Source organism: Clostridioides sp. ZZV14-6154, from assembly GCF_020657785.1.
Taxonomy (GTDB): Bacteria; Bacillota; Clostridia; order Peptostreptococcales; family Peptostreptococcaceae; genus Clostridioides.
In genome coordinates this window covers 1-231 of sequence record NZ_JAGWCY010000107.1, presented here as the reverse complement: position 1 = coordinate 231, position 231 = coordinate 1, and the positions used below count along the sequence as shown (strand labels likewise).

The 231-nt window shown below is 26.4% G+C and carries 1 pseudogene; it reads right to left on the bottom strand.

From position 1 onward, the window contains the following. Positions 1–231, bottom strand: a pseudogene (locus KGF45_RS19955) (hypothetical protein); the annotation flags it as partial.

Here is a 231-nt window from a genome sequence, read left to right as displayed (position 1 = left end):
TCTTTATTTCTCCATCAAACATTCTATGTTGTTTTATCCTAACCATCGATTTTAGTTTAGGTAATTTTATATATCCATTTTCAATCCTTACAGTACCTTTTTGGTTGTTAGTAGTATAACTATGATAGTTTATTTTCTTAGATTTGAATTTAGGAAAACCTACTGATTTATCTCTAAAAAAGTTTTTGTAGGCTTTATCTAAATTCATTTGTTCATTTGCTAGTGCTAAAC